The organism is Rhizobium moroccans, from assembly GCF_057559155.1.
In genome coordinates this window covers 95,811-112,706 of record NZ_JBHFJG010000012.1, presented here as the reverse complement: position 1 = coordinate 112,706, position 16,896 = coordinate 95,811, and the positions used below count along the sequence as shown (strand labels likewise).

General features: G+C 62.6%; 19 protein-coding genes. 7 read left to right on the top strand and 12 right to left on the bottom strand.

Going from position 1 to position 16,896, the window contains the following annotated elements:
* Window positions 1–213 precede the first annotated feature (213 nt).
* From ACE04I_RS09540 to ACE04I_RS09530, 3 genes are all read right to left on the bottom strand, one after another.
* Window positions 214–3,675 (bottom strand): chromosome segregation SMC family protein, encoded by a 3,462-nt coding sequence (locus ACE04I_RS09540; protein ID WP_046795912.1) that lies wholly within the window; start codon window positions 3,673–3,675, stop codon window positions 214–216.
* Window positions 3,676–3,711: 36 nt separating this feature from the next.
* Window positions 3,712–4,413, bottom strand: coding sequence for a DsbA family protein (locus ACE04I_RS09535; RefSeq protein ID WP_046795913.1), 702 nt, complete (start codon window positions 4,411–4,413; stop codon window positions 3,712–3,714).
* A gap of 223 nt (window positions 4,414–4,636) precedes the next feature.
* The gene (locus ACE04I_RS09530) at window positions 4,637–5,137 is read right to left on the bottom strand and encodes a DUF721 domain-containing protein (protein ID WP_046795914.1); all 501 of its coding nucleotides are present in this window, start codon (window positions 5,135–5,137) and stop codon (window positions 4,637–4,639) included.
* 226 nt (window positions 5,138–5,363) lie between these two features.
* On the opposite strand from ACE04I_RS09530, the gene mutY reads away from it, so the two are divergent.
* Both mutY and ACE04I_RS09520 read left to right on the top strand, forming a co-directional pair.
* Window positions 5,364–6,461 (top strand): A/G-specific adenine glycosylase, encoded by a 1,098-nt coding sequence (gene mutY / locus ACE04I_RS09525; protein WP_046795915.1) that lies wholly within the window; start codon window positions 5,364–5,366, stop codon window positions 6,459–6,461.
* Between the two features lie 38 nt (window positions 6,462–6,499).
* On the top strand, window positions 6,500–7,114 hold the full coding sequence (locus ACE04I_RS09520; protein WP_046795916.1) for an HAD family hydrolase: 615 nt from the start codon (window positions 6,500–6,502) through the stop codon (window positions 7,112–7,114).
* Window positions 7,115–7,168: 54 nt separating this feature from the next.
* Here ACE04I_RS09520 and ACE04I_RS09515 read toward each other — a convergent pair whose 3' ends face one another.
* A complete protein-coding gene (locus tag ACE04I_RS09515; protein WP_046795917.1) occupies window positions 7,169–8,251 on the bottom strand; it encodes a helix-turn-helix transcriptional regulator in 1,083 nt (360 codons plus the stop codon).
* Between the two features lie 185 nt (window positions 8,252–8,436).
* A complete protein-coding gene (locus ACE04I_RS09510) occupies window positions 8,437–9,324 on the bottom strand; it encodes a LysR substrate-binding domain-containing protein (protein WP_046796073.1) in 888 nt (295 codons plus the stop codon).
* Window positions 9,325–9,465: 141 nt separating this feature from the next.
* On the opposite strand from ACE04I_RS09510, the gene ACE04I_RS09505 reads away from it, so the two are divergent.
* Window positions 9,466–10,134: an FMN-dependent NADH-azoreductase gene (locus ACE04I_RS09505; RefSeq protein ID WP_046795918.1), complete on the top strand. Its 669-nt coding sequence runs from the start codon at window positions 9,466–9,468 to the stop codon at window positions 10,132–10,134.
* Window positions 10,135–10,280: 146 nt separating this feature from the next.
* Here ACE04I_RS09505 and ACE04I_RS09500 read toward each other — a convergent pair whose 3' ends face one another.
* The gene (locus ACE04I_RS09500) at window positions 10,281–11,411 is read right to left on the bottom strand and encodes a site-specific DNA-methyltransferase (protein ID WP_046795919.1); all 1,131 of its coding nucleotides are present in this window, start codon (window positions 11,409–11,411) and stop codon (window positions 10,281–10,283) included.
* Window positions 11,412–11,551: 140 nt separating this feature from the next.
* Between ACE04I_RS09500 and ACE04I_RS09495 the strand changes: the two genes are divergently transcribed.
* Together ACE04I_RS09495 and ACE04I_RS09490 are read left to right on the top strand one after the other, a co-directional pair.
* The gene (locus ACE04I_RS09495) at window positions 11,552–11,848 is read left to right on the top strand and encodes a nucleotidyltransferase family protein (RefSeq protein ID WP_046796074.1); all 297 of its coding nucleotides are present in this window, start codon (window positions 11,552–11,554) and stop codon (window positions 11,846–11,848) included.
* Window positions 11,848–12,198, top strand: a complete 351-nt coding sequence (locus ACE04I_RS09490) for a HepT-like ribonuclease domain-containing protein (RefSeq protein WP_046795920.1) — start codon at window positions 11,848–11,850, stop codon at window positions 12,196–12,198. The genes ACE04I_RS09495 and ACE04I_RS09490 overlap by 1 nt, the downstream gene beginning before the upstream one ends.
* On the opposite strand, the gene ACE04I_RS09485 is transcribed toward ACE04I_RS09490, so the two are convergent.
* Both ACE04I_RS09485 and ACE04I_RS09480 read right to left on the bottom strand, forming a co-directional pair.
* Window positions 12,195–12,542 carry an antibiotic biosynthesis monooxygenase family protein gene (locus tag ACE04I_RS09485; protein ID WP_046795921.1) on the bottom strand — a complete coding sequence of 116 codons (348 nt, stop codon included), beginning with the start codon at window positions 12,540–12,542 and terminating at the stop codon, window positions 12,195–12,197. The two genes, ACE04I_RS09490 and ACE04I_RS09485, sit on opposite strands and share 4 nt — an antisense overlap.
* Window positions 12,539–12,868: an NIPSNAP family protein gene (locus ACE04I_RS09480; protein ID WP_046795922.1), complete on the bottom strand. Its 330-nt coding sequence runs from the start codon at window positions 12,866–12,868 to the stop codon at window positions 12,539–12,541. Before ACE04I_RS09480 ends, ACE04I_RS09485 begins: the two co-directional genes overlap by 4 nt.
* A gap of 72 nt (window positions 12,869–12,940) precedes the next feature.
* Here ACE04I_RS09480 and ACE04I_RS09475 point away from each other — a divergent pair, with 72 nt between their 5' ends.
* A complete protein-coding gene (locus ACE04I_RS09475) occupies window positions 12,941–13,624 on the top strand; it encodes an ArsR/SmtB family transcription factor (protein ID WP_487207000.1) in 684 nt (227 codons plus the stop codon).
* Here ACE04I_RS09475 and ACE04I_RS09470 read toward each other — a convergent pair.
* The 3 genes from ACE04I_RS09470 to ACE04I_RS09460 form a co-directional block, all read right to left on the bottom strand.
* Window positions 13,575–14,051, bottom strand: a complete 477-nt coding sequence (locus ACE04I_RS09470) for a DUF1284 domain-containing protein (protein ID WP_046795924.1) — start codon at window positions 14,049–14,051, stop codon at window positions 13,575–13,577. The two genes, ACE04I_RS09475 and ACE04I_RS09470, sit on opposite strands and share 50 nt — an antisense overlap.
* The gene (locus ACE04I_RS09465; protein ID WP_046796075.1) at window positions 14,048–14,638 is read right to left on the bottom strand and encodes a biotin transporter BioY; all 591 of its coding nucleotides are present in this window, start codon (window positions 14,636–14,638) and stop codon (window positions 14,048–14,050) included. The genes ACE04I_RS09470 and ACE04I_RS09465 overlap by 4 nt, the downstream gene beginning before the upstream one ends.
* A gap of 185 nt (window positions 14,639–14,823) precedes the next feature.
* Window positions 14,824–15,492: a GntR family transcriptional regulator gene (locus tag ACE04I_RS09460; protein ID WP_046795925.1), complete on the bottom strand. Its 669-nt coding sequence runs from the start codon at window positions 15,490–15,492 to the stop codon at window positions 14,824–14,826.
* A 127-nt stretch (window positions 15,493–15,619) separates the two neighbouring features.
* Here ACE04I_RS09460 and ACE04I_RS09455 point away from each other — a divergent pair, with 127 nt between their 5' ends.
* Window positions 15,620–16,309 carry an HAD family hydrolase gene (locus ACE04I_RS09455; RefSeq protein ID WP_046795926.1) on the top strand — a complete coding sequence of 230 codons (690 nt, stop codon included), beginning with the start codon at window positions 15,620–15,622 and terminating at the stop codon, window positions 16,307–16,309.
* 10 nt (window positions 16,310–16,319) lie between these two features.
* On the opposite strand, the gene ACE04I_RS09450 is transcribed toward ACE04I_RS09455, so the two are convergent.
* Entirely contained in the window at window positions 16,320–16,892 is a 573-nt protein-coding gene (locus ACE04I_RS09450) for a PilZ domain-containing protein (RefSeq protein WP_137326674.1), read from the bottom strand.
* Between the last annotated feature and the right edge of the window lie 4 nt (window positions 16,893–16,896).

Sequence of the window (16,896 nt, the reverse complement as noted above, 5' to 3'; positions counted from 1 at the left end):
GATCACAAGCGGCCCCGCAAAGCTTTCCGTCCAGGACAGGAGACCCGGACGGGGGGTACATGAAACTGTTGGACCGTCGAAACCCTAACGCGGGTTAAGAATTGTGACGGGATAAAGGCATGTATAGCCCATTTCGAACATCACCCATATGGGTGATTTAACGCATTTGAATCGAATTTTCGGGGATGAAATATCGGGGTCGGAAGCCGGCCGTCAGCTTGCTTCGCGCATCAGCTCGGCGGTCTGCAGATCGACGGAAACGAGCTGCGAGACCCCCTGTTCGGCCATGGTGACGCCGAACAGCCGGTTCATGCGCGCCATGGTGATGGGGTTGTGCGTGATGATGACGAACCGCGTCTCGGTGGAGGCGGCCATCTCGTCCATCAGGTTGCAGTAGCGCTCGACATTGTGGTCGTCGAGCGGCGCGTCCACCTCGTCCAGCACGCAGATCGGCGCCGGATTGGTGAGGAAGACCGCGAAGATCAGCGCCATCGCCGTCAATGCCTGTTCGCCGCCCGAAAGCAGCGTCATCGTCTGCGGCTTCTTGCCCGGCGGACGCGCCAGGATTTCCAGCCCGGCCTCCAGCGGATCATCCGATTCGATGAGCTGCAGCTCGGCCGTGCCGCCGCCGAAAAGATGGGTGAAGAGGCGCTGGAACTCCGTGTTGACCACGTCGAAGGCGGCGATCAGCCGCTCGCGCCCTTCGCGATTGAGGCTCTGGATCGCGCCGCGCAGCTTGCGGATAGCCTCGATCACGTCATCCCGTTCGCGCACCAGCGTCGCGAGCTTTTCGGCAAGCTCCTGCTGTTCCTCGTCGGCGCGCAGATTGACGGCACCGAGCCGCTCACGCTCCATCTTCAACCGGTCCACCTCACGCTCGATATCGCGCGGATCGGGAGGCGCACCCCCCGCCTGGAGACCGGCGAGACGCAACACCTCGTGCGGCGCGACGCCGAGCGCCTCGCGGATGCGCTGTTCGCTTTCATGACGCTTTTCGGCGGCCGAAACCAGGCGCTCCTCGGCCCGGCCGCGTTTTTCACGCGCCTCGGCAAGCTCCAAAAGCGCGGTGGCGGCTATCTGGTCCGCCTCGCGTTGGCGGGTTTCGGCCTCGGCCAGCCGGTCGGAGGCCATGCGGCGCGCTTCCTCCGCCTTCTGCAGCTCGTCGATCAGGGCGCGGCGCTTGTCGTCGAATTCCTCCGGCGCGGCTTCGAGATCGACGATCTCTTCGCGCGCCTCCTCCTCGCGTTCCCGCAAGGTCGCCACATGATCCTCGGCGCTCGCGGCCCGGGCCTGCCACGAGGTGCGTTCCTGGGCGATCGCGCACAGCCGGCGGCGGCGTGCCTCGATCTCGCGGTTCAGCCCTTCGTGACGCGCGCGCGCTTCGGCGAGCAGGCCGCGATCGGTCGCAACCGCCATCTGCTGGTCGCGCAGCCGCTCATCCATATCCGAAATATCCGGCGCGTCTTCCAGTTCGACCCGGGCATTCTCCTCCTGAAGGCCGAGATCCTCGAGCTGCGCCTTCACCTGGCTCACAGCCTCCGCCACCACATCGCGGCGGCGCATCAGGTCGCCGGCGGCGCGTTCGGCGGCGGCCAGCACATCGCGGGCTTCGGCGAGCTGGCGCGCGGCAAGCCTGCTGCGATCGCGCGCATCAGCAAGACGCCGCTCCTGCGCGGCGATTTCGCCGGCGGCGGCGGCGGCCACATCTTCCGCCTCGGAGAGCAGGATGCGCGCCTCGTCGATTTCCGCTTCCAGCTCAGAAAGCCGGTTCTTCTGGGCGAGCCGAAGGGCGGCGGCACCCGGCGCCTCCGATCCCTTCACATGGCCATCCCAACGGTAGACCGCGCCTTCTTTCGTCACCAGGCGCTGGCCGGGCTTCAACAGCGCCACCAGCCTCACGGCATCCGCCAAGTCAACCACGCCGATCTGGCGCAGGCGGCGGGCGAGTTCCGGGGGAGCCGTCACGCGATCGATGAGCGGTTCGGCGCCCTGCGGCAAGGCCGGATCGTCGGCGCCATCGCCGTTGAGCGACCAATGGGCCGGAGCGGAGGCATCGACCGGGCTTTCGAGATCATCGCCCAGGGCCGCGCCGAGTGCGGCTTCATAACCGCGATCGACGCGGATCATTTCCGCGACCGGCGCGAAATCACCCGACGCATCGCCGGCAGCGAGCATCTTGCGGATCGTCCGGGCTTCCGTTTCGAGCCCGTTTAAGCTTGCGCGGGCAGCTTCCACGGGCGCGCGGGCAAGCGTCTCGTTCGAACGCGCCTCGGCAAGCGCCGCCTCGACCTCCTCGGCCATGGCCGCTGCTTCCTCGACCGCGAACTCGGCCGCTTCCACAGTCTCACGCTTTTCGGAAGGATCATCGAGACCGGAGAGCCGCTCGGTGATCGAAGCAAGCTCCGCTTCCGCCTCTCCCAACTGCCGGTCGAGCCGTTGGCGCCGCTCGGAAAGATCGCGGATCAGCCGTTCGAGCTGGTTGCGCGCCGCCGCGGCCTCGGCGCGCTCGGCAGTGATGGCGGCAAACAGCTTTTCGCTTGCCGCAAGGGTTTCGGCAGCCGCCTCGAAGGCCACCCGCACATCCTCTGCCTCCACGCCGGAATCGGCCAGGAGCTCATTGAGTTCGGCCTCCTCCTGGTCGAGCTTGGCGAGAAAGGCGGCGTTATCCGCCACCAAGCGCTCCTCGCGCCGGATATCCTCGGCGAGCTGCGCAAGGCGGCGGGTGAGTTCGTCGCGGCGTTTCAGGAGCCGGTTAACCTCCTCCTCGAGCTGGCCGCGGGCGATCTGCAGGCGCTGGAGCGCTGCTCCCGCCTTCGCCTCCTCCTCGCGCAGTTCCGGCAGCTTGAGGCTGGCGATGCCCTGCCCCTTGGCGGCCTCCATCTGCGCCTGCGCCTTTTCGGCGACGACGATGGTCGCCTGGTTGAGCGCGCTTTCGGCCTCTCCCTCGGCCTCCTTCGCCTGCACCCAGCGGATATGCAGCAGCATGGCCTCGCGGGAGCGGATATCGGCGGACAGCGACTTGAAGCGGTTCGCCTGGCGGGCCTGGCGCTTCAGGCTCTCGATCTGGCTTTCGAGCTGCGTGACGACATCTTCCAGGCGCTCCAGATTGCCTTCGGCAGCGCGCAGGCGAAGCTCGGCCTCATGACGACGCGAATGCAGGCCGGAAATGCCGGCCGCCTCTTCCAGAAGCTGGCGGCGAGCCTGCGGCTTTGCCTGGATCAGCTCACCGATGCGCCCCTGCCCCACCATGGAAGGCGAGCGGGCGCCGGTCGAGGCATCGGCGAAAAGAAGCTGGACATCCTTGGCGCGCGCTTCCTTGCCGTTGATGCGATAGATGGAGCCGGATTCCCGCTCGATACGGCGGGAGACCTGGATCTCGTCGCTATCGTTGAAGGCGGCGGGCGCGGTGCGGTCGGAATTGTCGAGGTGAAGGCCGACCTCGGCGGTGTTGCGGGCCGGGCGGTTGCCGGAGCCGGAAAAGATCACGTCGTCCATGCCGGACGCGCGCATGTTCTTGTAGGAATTCTCGCCCATCACCCAGCGCAGCGCTTCGACAAGATTGGACTTGCCGCAGCCGTTCGGGCCGACCACCCCGGTCAGCCCGCGCTCGATGACGAATTCCGTCGGCTCCACGAAGGACTTGAACCCGACGACGCGCAGCTTGGTGAACTTCATGCCGCGCCCCTCGCCTTCCCCCTTCGGGGGAAACGATCAAAGCAGGCTGTCGATGAGCGCCGACATGGATTCAACCGACATGTCTCCAGTGTACTTCTTCCCATTGATCAGGAAGGTCGGCGTGGAATTGACGCCGAAGTCGTTCGCACCCCGCTGCATGGTTGCGTTCACATCATCGAGAAGCTGCTGGTTCGTCAAGCAGGCGTTGAAACTCTCCTGTGAGAAACCCGCAAGTTTCGACATCTGCAGCAGCGCGGCGCGGCCATCTTCGGCCGCAGCCCAGGTCTGCTGCTGTTTGAAGAGCATGGAGACCATCGCTTCGTACTGTTCCGGCGTGGTGCGCTCCTCCGGATTGGAAGGATTGCAGCGGGCCAGCATGAAGGCGGCAGCAGCACGCGGATCGAACGGGAATTCGCGCACGATGAAGCGGACCTTGCCAGTATCCACATACTTCGTCTTGATCGCAGCGAAGGTGTTGTTGTGGAAGTTGGCGCAATGCGGGCAGGTCATCGACATGTATTCGACGATCTGGACCGGCGCATTTTCCGGTCCGAGCGCCATTTCCGGCAGCGGGCCGGGCTTCAGCACTTCGGCCATATCCACATCGTCGCCCTCGGATTTGGGAAGCTCCTGCGCCAGCGCCTGCGAAACGCCGAGCGGGGGAGCCAGGCAGAGAGCCGCGACGGCGGCGCTGCCGAGAAGAGCACGCCGGGTGATGGTGGTTTCGGTAAGCTGCATGGAACACCCTTGTTCAAGAAAGCTGAATTCTTCGTCATTTCCGTATCGCGGCCCCAAGGCACTAACAAGCCGTCGATAGGGAAATCTCTTCAAAGATGTGTGACAGGCCGGAGCTGAACGGAAGCTGTACGGGTGAAGCGCCGCGAACTTCCGGGTTCGCCCTCACGCCTTCGGTTACGCATGTCGTTATCGCAAAACCGCGGCACACTTTTGTGCGACCTACTTACCGCTTCTTCTGGAGAACCGCCGTGCCGAGGCGCTCGACGGCCTTTTTCAAGACCTCGCTCTCGATGCCCGCCGTCATCTCCTGAAGCTTGCGCGCGGCCTCTCCCTTCAAGGGCGGCGGCTTGCGCGGATGGCGGAAGGTGGCCGATACCGGCTTCTGTACGATGCGGATCTGACGCACCGCCGGAAAGCCGAAGAAGCTGTTGATGCGGGAGATCAGCTCGCCCTGCGCATGGGTGAGGAAGAGCGCACGCGCGCCTTCGCAAGCAATCGTCAGCACGCCGGATTGGTAACCTTCGGCCTCGCCGGCCGCGTCACGCCGAGGCCAGGCGATCTTTTCCGGACGCGTGCAATCGGCAAATTCCTCGCCGGCGATATCATCCCAGGAGCCGAGAAGGGCCGTGGAAATGCCGGCGCGGCGGGCGAGCACGGGATCGATGATCCCGTTCGCCACTTCCGAGATTTGCAGTTCGCGCTTCGGCGTAAATGGTTTCTTCAAGGCTTCGTACTCGAAACGGAGGTCGGGCAGGCAGGATGATCTGCCGGATATTGATCAAAATCTCCGTGGGGACACCAGCCGCTGGAAAAATTCAGCACCACCACCACAATTGCGAATGCAGTCACGACCATTAGAGCAAGCGCGGCGCGGAAAACCCAACGAAGTGCTTCCCCAGCCGTCATGCGATATCTCGACATCGTGAAACTTCAAGCTCATATAGCTCAGAATGACCCCTCAGCCAACAACGCAACCTGTCACCGCGCGCAATCCGGCAGATACACTCCTCACCTGGTACGACCGGCACCACCGGGAGCTGCCCTGGCGGGTGAGCCCGGCCGCGGCGAAAGCCGGCAAAAGGGCCGATCCCTACCACATCTGGCTTTCGGAAGTGATGCTGCAGCAGACCACGGTGCAGGCGGTCAAACCCTATTTCACCAAGTTTCTGACGCTCTGGCCGAAGGTGACGGACCTTGCCGCCGCGCCTGTCGAGGACGTCATGGCCGCCTGGGCTGGGCTCGGCTATTACGCCCGCGCCCGAAATCTCAAGAAATGCGCCGAGGCGGTGGCCGGCGAGCATGGCGGGGTATTTCCCGGTACCGAGGAAGGCCTGCGGCAGCTTCCCGGCATCGGCGACTATACGGCCGCCGCCGTCGCGGCGATCGCCTTCAACCGCCCCGCCACCGTCATGGACGGCAATGTCGAGCGGGTGATCTCGCGCCTTCATGCGATCGATGCGCCACTGCCGGGCGCCAAGCCGCTGATGAAGCGACAGGTGGCGGCATTGACGCCGACCGACCGGCCCGGCGATTTCGCGCAGGCAATGATGGATCTCGGCGCGACGATCTGCACGCCGAAGCGGCCGAGCTGCATTCTCTGTCCGTTGCGTGAAGACTGTCTCGCCTTCGCCGAACACGATCCGGAGAGGTTTCCGGTGAAGGCGGCGAAGAAGGAGAAACCGATCCGCGTGGGCGCCGCCTTCATAGCGGTGACGCCGGGGGGCGAGGTCCTGCTCAGACGGCGTGCCGAGAGCGGGCTGCTCGGCGGCATGACCGAAGTGCCCACCACCGGCTGGACCTCGCGGATCGACGGTGGCTCCACCGCGGGCCATGCGCCCTTCCCCGCAAAGTGGGAGGCCTGCGGCGCGGTTACCCATGTCTTCACGCATTTCGAACTCAGATTATCCATCTTCCGGGCACTGACCGAAAAGGTCGTGCATGATGACGGTTGGTGGGAGCCGGTCACAAATCTTGATGCCCAGGCGCTGCCGACCGTCATGAAAAAAGCGATCGTCCAGGCTATTCCACGGGCGTTCCAACCCAATTGATTCACGGGTTTAGTTAATCCAAGGGAGCCAAGGCATTCATGGCGGCAAAGATCGACCACATCGTTTTCGACATCGGCAAGGTTCTGATCCATTACGATCCCAACATTCCCTATAGCCGCATCATTCCGGACGAAGAGGAACGCCGCTGGTTCTTCCTCAATGTCTGCACCCATGAATGGAACCTGGAGCAGGACCGTGGCCGCAAATGGGAAGACGCCGAAAGCCTGCTGATCGAGAAGCATCCGGAGCGCGAGGAGCAGATTCGCGCCTTCCGTAAATACTGGCACGAGATGGTGCCCCACGCCTATGAGGGCAGCGTCGCCATCATGGAAGGGCTGATCGAGAAGGGCCGCGACGTGACGATGCTGACCAATTTCGCGGCCGATACCTTCACCCATGCCCGCGAGCTCTTCCCCTTCCTCAACAAGCCGCGCGGGGTCACCGTGTCGGGCGAGATCGGGCTCATCAAGCCGGATGTGGCGATCTATGAGAAGCATAGCCGCGATTTCGGGCTGAAGCCGGACGCCACGATCTTCATCGACGATTCCTACCCCAATGTGGAAGGCGCCAGGGCTGCCGGCTGGCAGGCCATCCACTTCACGGATGCCGAAAATCTAAAGAAGGACCTCGCCGCCCACGGCGTCGAGGTTTAAGCGCTTGCGCGTGTCGTTATCGCAAAACCACAGCACGGTTTGGCGCGACATGCTTCAAAGCAGCAGACGCAGCAGGTCCACCTGACGGCTCACGCCGAGCTTGGCGTAGATGCTCTTGATCTGGGTGCGGACCGTCTCGCGCGAAACACCGTGGGCGAAGGCGACTTCGTCCACGGTTTCCCCCTTCACCAGCCGCGCGGCAACCCTTGCTTCGGCCGGTGTGAGACCATAGGCGGCAAGCAGCGCGTCCTGCTGGCGGGCCCTATCCTGCTCGTTTCGTTCGATCAGGACCGCGACGGTCGGCCCCTCGAGAAATTCGCTGATGTAATCGGAAGCCAGGCGCAGGAGAGTATAGCGGAACCGCTTGCCGTTCCGCTCGGCCATGGTGGAGAAAACGGAATTTCCGGTGAAATCGCGCTTCAGCATCAGGTCGAGCCGTCCACTCGCTTCGTCATCGGAAAACATGGCGCGGCCTGTTGGCGAAATGCTGATGCCGCATCCTTCCTCGATCATTATCCGAGCCTTATCGCTCGTGGAACGGACGAAGCGCCCCTGCCGGACGAGCACGGTACCCACGCCTATCGCGGTCAGCATGGCCTCTTTTTCGGCGGCTTCGGCTGCGGCGCGGCGCCGGTAAAAGTGAAAGGCGCGCTGCAGGTGCGGAGAGAGACGGGTGAGAAGATCGGCAACCGCGAGCATCTCTTCCGGTTCCGCGCTTGCATTGAGCGTGCTGAGAAGCAGGACACCCTCGCTATTGCGGACCGGAACGACGCCGACGCCGCATGTTACCCCCAGCGGCCGCATGAAGTCGTTATAATATTCCGTCCGCATGGATTGGCTTCTCGGCATCAGCTGATCCGAGATCATGCCCATGCCGATAGGCTGCATGAAAGCCTTGGACATCCACGGATGCACGCGATGATAATAGCTGTTGTAGCTTTCTATGGCATCGGCCGGGCAATTGGTGCTGAGCTCGACATTGGCACGCGAGCCGCGGCTTTCCACCATCACGAAATTGCTGATCGCATTCGGCAGCAGCGCATCGATGCGCGTCATCAGGCTCGGCCATGGCAGCTCGCCGAGGAGACAGGCATAGATCGTCTCTACGAATTCCTCTTCCGGTATATGCTCGATCATCCGCCGCGCCCGAAACTGAATATCGATTGGTCCTGAGGTATGCGCCTGTTCAAGATATGCTGAAAAGCATCGAAGATTCTTGATCTTCAGTAATATATGAATCAAAACTTAAATAAAGAGGCTTGATGGCGGGATAAAATATTCCCCGAAAGAGTAACGCCCGACGTCAGCTTCTGCGAATGGGCCTATTTCTGCTTTCGCATCCAATCCATGAACAATTTCAACTCGCCGGCTCGTGGATTGGAACTCAGGAACACGCCCCAGAAGGCCAGTCCGGGAAGGGTAATCTGCGATACCCGGATAAGCTCGCCGCGCGCGAGCAAATCCGAAACAAGCACCTCGGAGGCCAGCACCACGCCCTGCCCCGCGACGGCTGCGTCGATCGCATGGACCTCTTCCGAGAAAGTTTGAACCGCAGGCTTTCCCGGCAGGCCTTGGGCCGCACGCGCGAACCAGCGCTCCCATGACGGGGCATCTTTCGATTTCGACTTCCAGCGATAGTGTATCAGCGGCAGCCCGGCTATTTCTCCGGGGTCCAGGTCAGGGGAACGCCCTTGCAGAAGCGGCGGCGCGCAGACCGGCACGATGCGGTCGTCGAAAAGGCGGACCCACTCCGCCCCCTGCCCCGGCGCTTCCGAATAGCGGATCGCGATATCGACATCGGAGGCATGCAGATCCACCGGCCGATCCTCCGCTTCGATCGCGAAAGCAAGGCCGGTTTCGGCCCGCAGGCTTGGCAGGCGCGGCGTCAGCCATCGGCTTGCAAAAGCCATCGTGACGGAGACGGTCAGCGGCCGATCCAGACGCACGGCCGAGATATCCTCGACCGCCGCGGCAACGCGATCGAGCGCTTCTCTCAGCACCGGATAGAGCGTCTCGCCTTCCGGCGACAGACGAACCGGACGAGGATAGCGGTGGAAGAGCGTGACGCCCAGAATGTCTTCGAGATGGCGAACCTGGTGGCTGACCGCCGTCGGCGTCAGGTTGAGCTCTTCCGCCGCCTTGGAGAAGTGGAGATGCCGGGCGGCGGCTTCGAAGGCCCTGAGCGCGTGCAAAGGCGGCAATCGGCGCATGTCGATCTCTTTTCGGGAGCTCGGAAGATGAATCTCATTCACCTTATCTCTGAAATATTCGCTTTCGCCAAGCCTTTCGGCCGCTGGTAGCTCTTGGCCCCGAAGCGGGCTTTTGCCCGCGACCAGAGACAAGGAGATACCATGACCACCCTGCTGCGCATCGATTCGAGCGCCCAACTCGAAGACCGCTCGCTGACCCGCCGCCTGACCAATCTCTTCATCGAGGAGTATCGGCGGCAGGCTCCCTCGGCCCGTATCGTCACGCGGGATGTGGGGCGTTTTCCGGTTCCACCGATAGATCACCGCTTCATTCATGCCGCGTTTACCCCACCGGAGACGCGCGAAAGCTGGATGACCGAAAAGCTGGCGCTTTCCGACCGGCTTATCGACGAGGTCATTGAGGCGGATATCCTTGTCATGGGCGTGCCCATGTACAATTACGGCATTCCATCCACGTTGAAGGCATGGATCGACCATGTCGCCCGAATCGGCCGCACCTTCTCGTTCGATCTTTCACGGGGCGACATACCCATCGCGCCGATACTTTCGGGCAAGCGGCTCGTCGTGTTGTCGTCGCGCGGGGAATTCGGCTTCGCGCCGGGCGGGTTGCGCGCGCATATGAACGCGCTCGACCCGGCGATTGCCGCCTGCGCCCACTATTTCGGCGTCTCAGCGGACGCAATCGAAACCGTCGCGATCGAATACCAGGAATTCAAGGACGACCGGCACAGAGTATCCGTAGAACTTGCCGAAGCGCAGGCTCGCGAGATCGCGCGCCGGCTGGCGATGAGCGCTCTGGAAGCGGCCTGACCTCATCGGATGCCGCGCGCCCTAAGCGGACGGCGGCAGACTATTGACGCCCGGGGTCAGCCTCCCCGGGCGTCAATTATCCTTCTTCGGGACTAGAGGTGAAACCGAGAGAAGGAATTTCGAGATCGGGCTTGAGGACCGGTGGATCAGTCCAGTTTCGCAAGACCACTGCGGATAACCGCGCGCAGGTCGTCGATCGGACGCAGGGATTGTCCGTCGTCGAAGTGCCAGAAGGTCCATCCGTTGCAGGCATCGAGCCCCTGGACCTTGGCGCCGAGACGATGAATGGAGCCGGCGTCGCCGCCCGAAGCAACCGTGCCATCGGCGCGGATGATGGCGCTGTAGCGACGCTTGGCGTCCGTCAGCACCTGTCCGGGCTTGACCAGCCCGCTTTCGATCAGCGTGTTGAAGGCGACGCGCGGCTCGGCCTTCTTGCCGGTCATGACCGTCAGCTCGGCTTTGCCGAGAGGCTCGACGGCGGCGATGCGGGCGGTGGCGGCATCGATATAGTCCTGCTCGCGTTCGATGCCGACGAAGTTTCGGCCGAGGCGCTTGGCGACGGCGCCGGTGGTGCCGGAACCGAAGAAGGGATCGAGCACGACATCACCGGGCTTGGTGGAAGCCATGATGACACGGGCGAGCAGCGCCTCCGGCTTCTGGGTCGGATGAACCTTCTTGCCGTCCTCGCCCTTCAGCCGCTCGTGGCCAGAGCATATCGGGAAGAGCCAGTCCGAGCGCATCTGAACGTCGTCGTTGGAGGCCTTCAGCGCATCGTAATTGAAGGTATAGCCCTTGGCCTTCGGATCACGGCTGGCCCAGATCATTGTCTCATGCGCGTTCTGGAAGCGACGGCCCTTGAAGTTCGGCATGGGGTTCGTCTTGCGCCAGACGATATCGTTCAGGATCCAGAAGTTGAGGTCCTGCAGCATCGTGCCGACGCGGAAGATGTTGTGATAGGAGCCGATGACCCAGATCGTGCCGTTCGGCTTCAGAACGCGCCGGCAGGCGAGCAGCCAGGCGCGGGTGAAGGCATCATAGACCTCGAAGGAGGCGAACTGATCCCACTCGTCATCGACGGCATCCACCACCGAGTGATCCGGCCGGTGCAGCGTGCCGCCGAGCTGGAGATTGTAGGGAGGATCGGCGAAGATCGCGTCGACGGACTGATCCGGCAGCGCTTCCAGCGCGGCCACGCAATCGCCCTTGATGATGGAATTAAGCCAGGAGGCTGGCCGAGCCTGAACTTTCAGGTCGGCGAGCGGCAGGACAGACGCCATGGGATACTCGCTACGCTAATACTCTTTACTGGCTGTTATGGTTACCCAAGTTGGTTACCAAAACCTGAAGCGCATGAGCGATTTCGAGAAAAAATCCGGACACATGGAAAGACGTGAGCCCATGCGCTAGAATGATGCCCATGAAAAAGGACGAAGCGATCGAAAGACTGAGACGGAATGCCGATGCCATCCGGGCACTCGGCGCGACCTCGCTTTATCTCTTCGGCTCGGTTGCAAGGGACGAGGCCGCGGAAACGAGCGACCTCGACCTGTTCATCGATTACGATCCGCAGAGCCGCTTCAACGCGTTCGACCTCGTTGGCATCAAACTCTTTTTGGAAGACGAGTTGCATCTGCCGGTCGATGTAACCACGCGAGACAGCCTGCATCCGATGCTGAAGGACAAGATCGAAAACTCCGCCGTGCAGGTCTTTTAATGGCGCGTGAAATCCGGCATTTTCTCAATGACATTCTTCAATCGATCGCTATCGTCGAGACGGCGATTGCAGGGAAGTCATTCACTGATTACCAGAATGACCCAATTCTAAAACTCGGGCTGGAGCGTGCCGTCGAGATAATCTCGGAGGCCAGTCGCAGTATTCCGGCCGAGCTCAAGAATACGCGGCCGGAAATACCTTGGCCGCGGGTCAAGGGCATCGGAAACGTGTTGAGACACGAATATCATGGCCTGTCCGACAAGATCATCTGGGGCGTTATCATCGATGAGCTTCCCAGACTTCGGATCGCGATTGAGGCCATTCAAAAGCAGGTGGACCAGTCCTACTAAGCCGCATGCGCTTCCCGGCTATCCTCCGGTGCCTCGGCGCGCTCGGTCATGCCGTAGTCGCGCACCACATGGCCTATCCGCAGGCGGTAATCGGCGAAGATGCCGTTGCGGCCGGCGCGCTGGGCCGCGCGGTGGCTCTCGAGATTGCGCCATTGCCGCACGGCCTCCTCATCCCTCCAGAAGGAGAGCGACAGGATCTTGCCGCGCAGCGTCAGGCTCTCGAACCGCTCGATGGAGATGAAGCCATCGATCTTTTCGAGTTCGGAGCGAAGCTCGCCCGCAAGGTCGAGATATCTGTGGCGTTCGCCCATATAGGGCAGCACTTCGAAGATGACGGCGATCATGGCTTTACGAAAGCTCCGTGCGGCAGGGACATGTTCTTCAGGAAAATGCGGTCTTCCTTCAGGATGAAGCGCTCGCGCTTGGCGAACTCGTAGTTCTCGCGGCCCAGCGGGTCTTCCGCCAGACGCGCGCGATAGGCCTCGTAGGCCGCGAGGTTCTCGATGTTATAGAGGCCGTAGGCAGTGGTGGCCGAGCCCTCGTGCGGGCCGAAATAGCCGATCAGGTCTGCTCCGCAACGTGGGATAGCCTGGCCCCAGGCGCGGGCATAATCCGCAAATTTCTCCTTCTTGAAAGGGTCGATCTCGTAGCGGATGAAGCAGGTAATCATGTTGTCTCTCCGTTTTTCATGGGATGACTTTGACACGTTGTGCGACGGAGATGCTTCGGTTATGATCGAAGTATGAAGGAAGGTCCCGACATAGCCCGCATAGGCACGCTGATCGGCGATCCGGCACGCGCCAACATGCTGACTGCGCTGACGGGCGGCCGAGCGCTGACGGCGACCGAACTTGCCCAGGCCGCCGGCGTGACGCTGCAGACGGCAAGCTCTCATCTTTCCAAGCTCGAAGACGGCGGCATCATCTCACAGCGGAAGCAGGGCCGGCACCGCTATTATGCGCTCGCGGATACTGCAACGGCTTCGCTTCTGGAAGGCATCATGGTTTTTGCCGCAAGCCGCGGGCATCTGCGCCATCGGCCAGGACCGAAAGACCCCGCGCTGCGCAAAGCGCGCGTCTGCTACGACCATCTTGCCGGAGATTACGGGGTGCGGATGCTCGACAGCTTCGTGCAGAGCGGGGCGATCGATGCGGAGGGCGAAAACCTCCGGCTCACGGATCAGGGCCGCGCCCGGCTTTCCGAAATCGGCATCGATCTCGATACGCTCGCTTCGAGCAGGCGGCCGCTCTGCAAATCCTGTCTCGACTGGAGCGAGCGCCGTTCGCACCTTGCCGGCACGCTCGGCAAGGCATTGCTTTCGCACTTCCTCCAAAACGGCTGGGCGCGGCGGAGTGAGGATAGCCGCGCGATCCTCTTCACCCCATCCGGCGAGCGGAAGTTTCTCTCGCTGTTTCCGGCCGAGTGAGACGGGCCGGACCGACCAGAACGCCGTCGAAGCCTTCGGTCGCGATGCGATCACACAAGGAGCTCCATTCGCAGCCGCTACAGGCCCCGCGAACGGAATGCTTTGAAAATCCCTCGCGAAGCTTCGCCAGGAATGCCGCATCGGGCCGGATCACCAACCCCTCCACTATCGCCATGCCGAGCAGCGCGCCGACATCACTCGCGGCGAGTTGATCTCTCGTTTCGACGCTCTGTCGGAAGCAATGCGCGTCGGCATCGGCCAGGAGCGGAGCGCAGATATCGTCCGGACCATGGACGATCTCGATCTCCTCCCCCGCCGACAGCCGCTCGGCGATGCGGCGGTAATTCGCGGTGAAGGCCGGACTATAGCCTTCACCGACGAATGTCAGCATGCAGAGGAGATGATGGGCCCGAAGCCGGATCGTCAATTGAGATCGGTGCGACCGCTATAGGCCCGCACGCCCTTGAGCACGGCAGCCGCCAAAGCGGACTTCAGGAAGGCCCCGAGAATGAAGGGAGCGACGCCCAGGAGCCAGCCCTTCTCAATTCCCATCAGCCACGAGAGATAAGCACCGCCGATCGCCAGGCAGAGCAGATTGGCACTGAAATGCGCGAAAAAGCTCCGCACCATCTTTTCGCCGGTCCAGCCACGCTCGGCAAGCCAGCCCACAAGTGCGGCGATGATCGGGAAAGACGCGAGATAGCCCGCGGTTGGACCGACGAAAGGAGCAAGCCCGCCTGATCCGTTGGCGAGAACCGGCGCGCCCAGCGCTGCTTCGCCAAGCCATGCAAGCACCGTGAGGCCACCGAGCCGCCAGCCGTAAAGCGCGCCGATCATGGTGATCGCAAAGGTCTGCATGGTGATCGGCACCGGATACATAGGCACCGAAATGCGCGAGGCGAGCGCCAGCACGAGCGTGCCGGCGAGGACGAAAACCGCCTTCGTCGCGAGCGAGCGGTCGGCCAGCCGCAGAGGGTCGAATACGAGGGTCTCATAGGAATTGGTCAGGGACATTTGCCTCTCCTTTTTTAAATTATAGATAAAATTCGATTCCCATATATTTTCATGCCGACGATTTTTCCCAAAGGCAAGCGCCGTTCCGAAAGATGCCGAAACTTCGAGGCAAAGAAGAGCCAAAAACCTCTGAATTTTCCAGGGAAAATGCAGATTTAAAAAAATCTATAATTTTTGAGAAATCGTCAACCGACGATGGCGAAGGCTTCGCGTGCAGCGCCGGATTTCACGCTCTGGGGTGCGCGGCCGATCCACTGCACGTGCTTTTCGAGGATGCCGCAGGCCTCCTCCGTCCGCCCCTGACGAAGCGCCAGCAGAATGGCCCGGTGGTCGTGGTCGGTACGTTTTTCCCAGCCGGACTGCCAGGCGGAGAAGAGGAAGCGGGCGCTCGCGGCGTGCAGATCGTCGATCGAGGCGAGCAGGCGGTTCATGCCGCAGGGGGTCAGGATGAGCCGGTGAAAGCGGCGATTCGCCTCCTCCCAGGCCCGCACGTCGGCTGCGGCATCGCCCTCGCGGGTCGCCTCTTCCGCGGCTTCAAGGATCGCGGGCGTCAGGTGGCGCGCCGCATGGCGCAATGCCAGCACTTCGAGGGCGGCGCGCATTTCCGCCACTTCGCGGACTTCGGCCAGATCGAAGGAAGCGACCCGCACGCCACGGCGCGGCTCGCTGATCGCCAGCCCCTGCGCCTCCAGCCGGCGGAAGGCCTCACGCACCGGCACGTGGCTGGTCTGGAATTCCTCGGCTATGTGATCCTGGCGGAGGCGGGCGCCCGGCGCCAGTTCGCCGCGCACGATGCGATCGGCAAGCTCCCTGCTGATGCGGCTGGCGATTGTGTCTTCCGGCTCCTTGCCCATGTGCGTTCATTAGACGGCCTGCCTGGGGTTGTCGAGGGCTGCACCCCTGCCATGCAGCCGCATCGGTTGAGCTTGCCGCGCGCCTCGTATAAAAGGCCCCGTACCTCCCCCAACAAGGCGTTTCATCATGAGTGGATTCGACCTCATCATTTTCGATTGCGACGGCGTTCTGGTCGATTCCGAGATCATCGCGGCACAGGTGGAATCACGGCTGCTCACCGAGGCCGGCTATCCGATCAGCGTCGAGGAAATGGGCGAGCGCTTCGCAGGCTTGACCTGGAAGGACATTCTGCTGGCGGTCGAGAAAGAAGCGGACATCCCCTTCTCCGCCTCGCTGCTCGACAAATCGGAAAAGCTGCTCGACGCCAAGCTCGCGCGCGAAGTGAAGATCATCGATGGCGTGAAGTTCGCCCTTGCGCGCCTCACCACGCAGCGCTGCATCTGCTCCAATTCGAGCTCTCACCGGCTCGACATGATGCTGACCAAGGTCGGGCTGAAGCCCTATTTCGCGCCCCACATCTTCTCGGCCAAGGATCTCGGCCCCGATCGGGCAAAGCCGAAGCCGGACATTTTCCTGCACGCAGCCGAGCAATTCAACGTCTCGCCGTCCAAGGTGCTGGTGATCGAAGATTCGGTCCACGGCATCCATGGCGCACGCGCGGCCGGCATGCGCGTCGTCGGCTTCACCGGCGCCTCGCACACCTATGCGAGCCATTCCGACCGGCTGACGGATGCCGGCGCTGAAACCGTGATTTCGCGCATGGTCGATCTGCCGGCGGTGGTCGCCGCGCTCACCGAATGGGCGGGCGCGGTCTAAACATCCGCTATCAGGACCGGGCCTTCTTCGCCGGTCCCGTCTCGAAGCCGAGGCGAACACGCGTGAAGCGCGAGGCACCGCCTTGTCCGTTCGGAATGGAGACATCCGGTTTGTTGAAGACGAACTGGGTCGAAGGCGCGCCCGGCGGCAGGTCGACCCTGAAATTGACGACCTGCGAATAGAGGACGTTGTCGCCATCGATCACTTCCACCCGAATCGGTAGGGAGACCGGGCCCGAAGCCCCGGCCGCGCCGGTGACGAGCCGTCCCTGGGCGACCACGTTGATGGTCAGGGTCGTTTCGTTTGCGGTGCAGGCGCGGGTCGCGTCCGCAAGCGACGCCTGATAGAGGAGCTTCTCCGGATCGTCCTGGCCACCGCGTGCATAGACACGATGGAAAGCCGCCTCCTCACGCATCACCACGGGCGGGCAGAAAGCCTGAACCACCGGCGTCGCCGGCTGTTGCGCCTCCGCGGAAGCCTGCTGGCCGAGCCCCAGCCCTCCACCTTCCGAGGAAGAATTGCAGCCGGCCGCGACAGCCAGGAGCGATATGGAGACAAGCGCGCGCGATATCTTGCCGAACACCTTA